This is a genomic window from uncultured Maritalea sp. (genome assembly GCF_937139385.1).
GTDB classification, from domain to species: domain Bacteria; phylum Pseudomonadota; class Alphaproteobacteria; order Rhizobiales; family Devosiaceae; genus Maritalea; species Maritalea porphyrae_A.
Map to the genome: position 1 here is coordinate 1 of NZ_CAKZPW010000105.1, position 6210 is coordinate 6210.

Below are 6210 nucleotides of genomic sequence, written 5' to 3' on the forward strand. Positions count from 1 at the left end.
TCGTTTATAGCGCGCAACAAGGTTGAGTTTCCAGATCCAGAAGAGCCAATGATGCCAACAATTTGGCCGCGGTCAACGGTCAGGCTGATGTCTTTGAGAACCTCTAAATCGCCATAAGACTTCTGAGCGTGGCGGATTTCGACGAATTTTATCTGTTCGTTCATGGTGATTTCCTAACTCAACGGGAGATGGCAATGCGGCGTTCAATCTTGCGCTGCACCCATTCCATTCCCAGGTTGATGGTATAATAAAACGCAGCCGCGAGCAGATAGAACTCAAACGGGCGATATGTCTTGCCGATCATGCGTTGCGCGGAAAGCGTCAACTCACTTACGCCGATCACTGAAACCAACGCGCTGTCTTTTAATAAAGCGATCATATTGTTGCCAATTGGGGGAATAACGTCGCGGACAGCTTGAGGAATAACCACTTTGCGCAAGGCTTGCCCTCGGCTCAAACCTAGCGTACGCGCGGCCTCCATTTGCCCTTTGTCTACTGCAAGAATAGCGGTCTGGATTAACTCAGAGTTATAGACAGCAAAGTGTAATCCAAGCCCAATGACCCCGGCAACGAATGCGGGGAGATCAATGCCGATTTGTACGAGCCCAAAGTAGATCAAAAAAAGCTGAAGCAGGAGCGGCGTGCCCATGAAAACCCACTCGATTAGGCGAAAGGGTTGTTTGATCAGCCATGGTGCATAAAGCGCGATTACGGCGAAAAAGATGCCAACAAAAAAGCTCAATAGTGCAGCGGCAACCGTGATGCCGATGGTCCATAGACAGCCCAATAACAGCACATCCATGTATTTTGGCAGAATAGAGAAATCCAGTCCCATCCGTTTATCCTTTTTCAGATCAAGTGATCTGCACTTTGCGGTCCAACCAAGTTACACCTCGGCCGGCCACATAGATGATGATCATGTAAAGAACGCCTGCGAGCAGGAACATTTCAAAGGGTTTGTACGTTGAGCCGATATAGCGCTGCGCGGTATAGGTGAGTTCAACGACAGAAATTGCGGCCACCAATGCAGTCGCCTTTATGAGCGCATTGATATTTACGCCGAGCGGGCGCACCATCAACCTAAGGGACTGTGGCAAGATCACTTTGTACATGGTCTGCCAGCGGCTCAACCCAAGCGTTCGTGCCGCTTCAGTTTGGCCCTTGTCGATGGAGATAATGGCACCACGGATCGTTTCGGTCATATAGGCGCCGGCATTGATGCCAAGGCCAATCACGCCGGCTTGAAACGCATCTAACTGAATGCCAATTTGCGGACCACCAAAGTATAAAATGAAGAGCTGTATTAGAGCTGGGGTGCCGCGGAACACACTGACATAGGCAGCACCAATTGCGCGCAGCACAACAAAGCGAGACAATCGTGCAAACGTCCCAAGTGCTCCAAGCGTCAAACCCAAAATTGCAGTGAGGACAGACAGAAGGATGGTCACCCATGCTGCTTCAAGAAAAAATGGATAGACCTTTTGCATCAGCTCAAAATCCATAACCTATCCTTTCGTTGATTGGGGCGACTGCCACCAATGCGCCGCCATAACTCGCGCCAAAACACATGTGCATGATCAAAGAGCAACCTGCTTGAGCTATTCTTCATTGTAAACGATCGCGCAAGCCATTTGCAGCAGCAATATAGAACCGATCAATTGTGCCCGCGACGCATCTACAAACGATGTCCCGCCGCAAACTGCGACGGGAGTTTTGCCAATAGAGTTAGCGGATGTCCGCACCGATCCATTTTTCGGCCAGCGCGAGGTAGGTTCCGTCTTCCATCATAGAATCCAAAGCCTTTTGCATTGCTTCGGCCAACGCTGGGTTTCCTTCACGGATGGCAATACCTGCACCAAACGGTTTTGTTTCAGGATCGTCAAACATTGCAAATTGCTGACCCTTTGCAGACATTGCAAGAATGGCGGCAATCGAATCGTTCACGATTGCATCAACTCGGCCGTTTTCCAGCTCAAGCAGTAATTCAGGCAGACCTTTGTAAGTGCTTATGCTGTAGCCCTTAGCGCGTGCCCAATCTTCGTGGGTTTCGCCAAGTGTTAGCCCAACTTTTTTACCATCCAAATCCGCAAGACTTTTGATATCAGAACCAGGTTTTGTGAAGATCGCGCGTTTGTCAGAATAGTATGGTCCAACAAAATCAACGACTTCATCACGCTCGGCGGTGATGGTCATTGAACCAACGATCGCATCATATTTATTTGCCAAAAGACCGCCAATAATACCGTCCCATGCCGTGGTGACGATTTCAGCTTCTAGACCCATGCGTTTTGCGATTTCTGTGCCGACAGCTGGATCAAAGCCAACAACTTGGTTCTCTTCGTTCACGAAGTTGAACGGAGGGTATGCGCCAGACATTGCGATGCGAATGACACCCTTTTCTTTTAGCGTATCCAGCTCTTCTGCAACAACTGGGGTCATCCCCATTGCGGCAAAACCAACTGCGGCTACTGCAAATTTCAAAAATGTACGACGAAAGGTCATGTTTTCTCTCCCTTGTTGATTTCACATTTGGCCGGCATTTGCCTACCCGATGTGTCGAATTTCAAAAAAGACACTTGCATGACGAACGATATCGCGCAAATAAATATATAACATCTTTAATATAGGTGAGATTTATGCATAACCCGTCACATCACCGCTTCCCTTGGAACCTAGACTGGAACTTGTTGCGTACGTTCATGGTTGTTGTTGAGCAACGTGGGATATCTAAAGCGGCCCATTTCTTGGGCTTAAAACAACCAACAATTTCATTTGCGCTGAAGCGATTGGAGCAGGTCACTGAACAAACTCTAATCATTCGTAAGCCAAATGAATTCACGGTTACCCGGGCGGGGCAAGTTCTTTACACTGAATGCGCAACAATATTTGGCGCGGTATCCCAATTGCCATCGCTTATGGATGTCGACAACACGGAACTTCGCGGACATTTGTCCATTGCCATCACCAGCCATGTGATCTCTGAGCATTTTGATGACTTTTTGGATCGATTTTCCAACGCACACCCCAACGTCACCTACTCATTTTCAGTCAGCGAAAGTGACGAGGTTGAGACCATGATTGCACAAAACCGCGCAAGTTTTGGCATTTGCCTGTTGTCAAAAATGCCGAAGAGCCTGGACGCCTTGGTTATTTATCGAGAGTACTTCGGGCTATATTGTGGTGCCCGCCACCCGCTTTTTAGTGTGAAGGACATTGACCCCAAGGCACTTGAAGGTGAGCCTTTTGTTGCCTTCCAAACCGAAGCCGAGGGTGGACCGCTTGAAGCAATCTCCCATCTACGTGCACGGCTGGGATTGGCCAACACTTGGCGAGGTGTTTCCTCTAGCCTGAATGAAATTCGGCGCATGATCATGTCAAACATTGGTGTGGGCGCCCTGCCCTTGCATGTGGCAGAGATGGACGTTGCCGCCGGGCACCTGCGCCAACTCCCCCCATATGACGACCTGCCGATGATTGACATTTACCTGATCAACAACCCTGCCCGCCGCAAATCCGACGCGGAGGCAATATTTCTTTCAGCGGTCGCAAAGGAGTTTTCAGCGATCGATATCTCAGAACGGACATACGCAACTACGCGTGCCAACAGTTAGCTTGAGATCGACCAGCGTGCGCCAGAAGCTGCTCCGAAGCATCTAAATCCAGTAAGGACGTGGGTGTGCGGCAATTTCTTAGGTGAAACACAATCGTTTCGTCCGGCCACACAACAAAAACACATTCACTATTTCATTATTGCAAAAGCCATACTAAAGTCTGTCAAATTTTAGGAGGTTGTTTTGCGTCATTGGTTGTTGTTTACGCCCATATTAGTTGCTGCACTTGGGTATGGTATTTCTTTTCCACTACTTGCAATAGTTCTAGACAACAATGGCGTTAACGCTGGAACAATTGGCTTAATTTCTGCCATGCCAGCCCTGGGATGGCTCATTGTCCAGCCGTTTTTGCCTTTCCTTCAAACCAAGTTCTCGACAAAAACACTGCTTTTGTTGTTTTTGAGTGTGGCAGCAATTTCTATTCTTGGATTCGCGCTTACTAGTGACCTTGCGGCATGGTTCGCCCTTCGCTTTATATTTGGCGGCAGTCTTGGGCTTTTTTTCCGCGTTGGCGAGTATTGGGTAAACGTCGTTACTAAGACAGAGAACCGCGGCAGGATAACAGGTGCATATTCATTCTCGTTCTTCTTTGGCATTGCGCTTGGAAGTCTTATACAACCTGAGATCGGGCAAAGTGGTTTCTTCCCGTTTCTTTCCGTTTCTGCAGCTCTGCTATTGGGTGGATTGTTGATCCTGCCCACGAAAGATAAAACGGTTTCTGAACCCGTTTCAGTCGAAGATCATTCCAATGGCATGATCCCGTCTCGGTTGTTGCTTTTGTTACCTTTGGCCGCTTTTGGCGTCATTGTTTATGGCGTTTTTGAGGATATTCCTGCCTATTTGATTTCAGTTTACGCGCTGCGCGTTGGTTTTGAAGACGATATTGCGGCCTACACACTTACAGCGTTTGCGCTTGGCGGATTGGTTTTTCCAATGCCAATCGGCATTCTTTCGGACAAAATTGGTCGGCAACCCACGCTAACAATTTGCGCTGTCATAGGAGCGATGGGAGCCTTAGCAATACCTTTCGCTCTTTCAAGCGCGACCGCATTTTTGTTGGTGCTGTTCGTTTGGGGAGGTTGCGTATCCTGTATCTATAGCGTCACCATTTCTATGATAGGCGATCGCTATCGGGGCAAAGACCTTGCCAATGCAAATGCGGGATTTGGAATGTTCTACGCGCTTGCAGCGCTTGTTGGGCCCATCATAAATGGGTTTTCTATGCAGGCCTGGGAACCACATGGCCTCTTTGTTCCCAGTTTCATACTTTTCACCCTATTAACGGTTTTCAGTCTCACTTGGAAACTAGCCGCACAAAAAGGTCCCGCCCCCGCATGAACAAACAGTGTGACCTAGCAATCAGCATTTACCGAAATCCGATGTGTTTTGGTGCACCAGATGTCTGAAGAACTGTGTGAAATCTCGGCAAGAGAAAAAGAGTGCTTGGAGCTTCTTGCTGTGGGACTTCGCCCTGCCAATATTGCTGTTCAATTGCAGATCAGCCGTCGCACCGTTGAGAGCTATATTGAATCCGCAAAGAAAAAGCTAAATGCAAGGACGCGGGACCAAGCAATTGCGATCGCCATCAAGGCCAAAATTATCCAGCCATGAACATCGCGTCGACGCCCCTTTCCAACTGCAACTGAGGTGCTGTTGGACCGCCATTTGGCACTTTTTACGGTATTGCATCAGACCTTGGGTGCTACAAAATTGCATCAAAAACCATGACCGACAGACATGGATAAATCTTGGGGGGGGGAACTGCTAAAATGAACGCTCGAAATGCATTTTTGGACATCGCCTATCAAACACGAGAAGCAACATGTTTGGAAACGCATTGGCACCGGTGCCAGATAGCTTTTGAAGAGCTAGGAATAGATGGAATCGGATATGGCATCATTCCGTTTCGCTCTGAAGTGTTTTTGCAAGGATCCAGCAACGCCATGATGTTCCGCCACAGCTACCCCAAAGGCTGGGCGGATGATACGGGGCCGCAAAGACTGCTTGATGATGATGTAACGATCCCCTTGCTAGCTTCAGGGCGTGACGATTTAATTTGGGTTGATACCGAAGAATTGTTGGACCAGGCGGATATCCCCGCACAAGAGCGAAAACGTTTTGTCGTGCAAAACGAAATCGACCGGGCATATGACATGAACCAAGGGGTAACGATCGCTTTGGATATTGACCAAATCAACGGCGTTACCTCCGGCATGGGCTTGAGGAATTCATCCATGACCGAAACCGAATTCAGCGCATATTGGTCGACACATCAGCACCACCTTAAGGCCATATGCTCTGTTCTTGATACAGGCATCCGCAAAGACCATCTGCCATCCTATGTTGGGCTAACAACGACGGAGCGTGATTGCCTTAGCCTTGCAGCCTCTGGGCGGCAGTTTGCTGAGATTGAGTATTTGATGCGGTTGAGTGAAGACCAAGTGAAGAAAACATTCACCCGCTGCCGAAAAAAGCTGCAAGCAAAAACGCGCGATCACGCGGTGGCCAAGGCATTGGTTCTGGGGTTTGATCAACCCATGATCTACGACACTGCAATGAGCGCGGCTATTCGGGACGTGAGAAGTTGCTGAGATGAATT

At 48.7% G+C, this 6210-nt stretch carries 8 protein-coding genes; 4 read left to right on the top strand and 4 right to left on the bottom strand.

The features are described from left to right. From Q0231_RS04215 to Q0231_RS04230, 4 genes are all read right to left on the bottom strand, one after another. Window positions 1-164: ATP-binding cassette domain-containing protein (locus Q0231_RS04215; protein WP_299345518.1), on the bottom strand; the 164-nt coding region annotated here is incomplete at its 3' end. 14 nt (window positions 165-178) lie between these two features. Beyond that, window positions 179-835: an amino acid ABC transporter permease gene (locus Q0231_RS04220; protein ID WP_299345500.1), complete on the bottom strand. Its 657-nt coding sequence runs from the start codon at window positions 833-835 to the stop codon at window positions 179-181. Window positions 836-854: 19 nt separating this feature from the next. After that, the gene (locus tag Q0231_RS04225; protein WP_269393008.1) at window positions 855-1502 is read right to left on the bottom strand and encodes an amino acid ABC transporter permease; all 648 of its coding nucleotides are present in this window, start codon (window positions 1500-1502) and stop codon (window positions 855-857) included. 223 nt (window positions 1503-1725) lie between these two features. Further along, window positions 1726-2502 carry a transporter substrate-binding domain-containing protein gene (locus Q0231_RS04230; RefSeq protein WP_269393009.1) on the bottom strand — a complete coding sequence of 259 codons (777 nt, stop codon included), beginning with the start codon at window positions 2500-2502 and terminating at the stop codon, window positions 1726-1728. 134 nt (window positions 2503-2636) lie between these two features. On the opposite strand from Q0231_RS04230, the gene Q0231_RS04235 reads away from it, so the two are divergent. From Q0231_RS04235 to Q0231_RS04250, 4 genes are all read left to right on the top strand, one after another. Then, window positions 2637-3611, top strand: coding sequence for a LysR family transcriptional regulator (locus Q0231_RS04235; RefSeq protein WP_299345506.1), 975 nt, complete (start codon window positions 2637-2639; stop codon window positions 3609-3611). A 183-nt stretch (window positions 3612-3794) separates the two neighbouring features. Continuing rightward, complete coding sequence (locus tag Q0231_RS04240) at window positions 3795-4949, top strand: MFS transporter (RefSeq protein ID WP_299345509.1); 1155 nt, start codon at window positions 3795-3797, stop codon at window positions 4947-4949. Between the two features lie 60 nt (window positions 4950-5009). Further along, window positions 5010-5222 (top strand): helix-turn-helix transcriptional regulator, encoded by a 213-nt coding sequence (locus Q0231_RS04245; protein ID WP_299345512.1) that lies wholly within the window; start codon window positions 5010-5012, stop codon window positions 5220-5222. 158 nt (window positions 5223-5380) lie between these two features. Continuing rightward, the gene (locus tag Q0231_RS04250; protein WP_299345515.1) at window positions 5381-6202 is read left to right on the top strand and encodes a helix-turn-helix transcriptional regulator; all 822 of its coding nucleotides are present in this window, start codon (window positions 5381-5383) and stop codon (window positions 6200-6202) included. Window positions 6203-6210 lie beyond the last annotated feature (8 nt).

Excerpts from the sequence above, each read along its gene's own strand:
- Q0231_RS04230 (WP_269393009.1), bottom strand. The coding sequence starts at position 2,502 with ATGACCTTTCGTCGTACATTTTTGAAATTTGCAGTAGCCGCAGTTGGT.
- Q0231_RS04245 (WP_299345512.1), top strand. The coding sequence starts at position 5,010 with ATGTCTGAAGAACTGTGTGAAATCTCGGCAAGAGAAAAAGAGTGCTTG.
- Q0231_RS04225 (WP_269393008.1), bottom strand. The coding sequence starts at position 1,502 with ATGGATTTTGAGCTGATGCAAAAGGTCTATCCATTTTTTCTTGAAGCA.
- Q0231_RS04220 (WP_299345500.1), bottom strand. The coding sequence starts at position 835 with ATGGGACTGGATTTCTCTATTCTGCCAAAATACATGGATGTGCTGTTA.
- Q0231_RS04250 (WP_299345515.1), top strand. The coding sequence starts at position 5,381 with ATGAACGCTCGAAATGCATTTTTGGACATCGCCTATCAAACACGAGAA.
- Q0231_RS04235 (WP_299345506.1), top strand. The coding sequence starts at position 2,637 with ATGCATAACCCGTCACATCACCGCTTCCCTTGGAACCTAGACTGGAAC.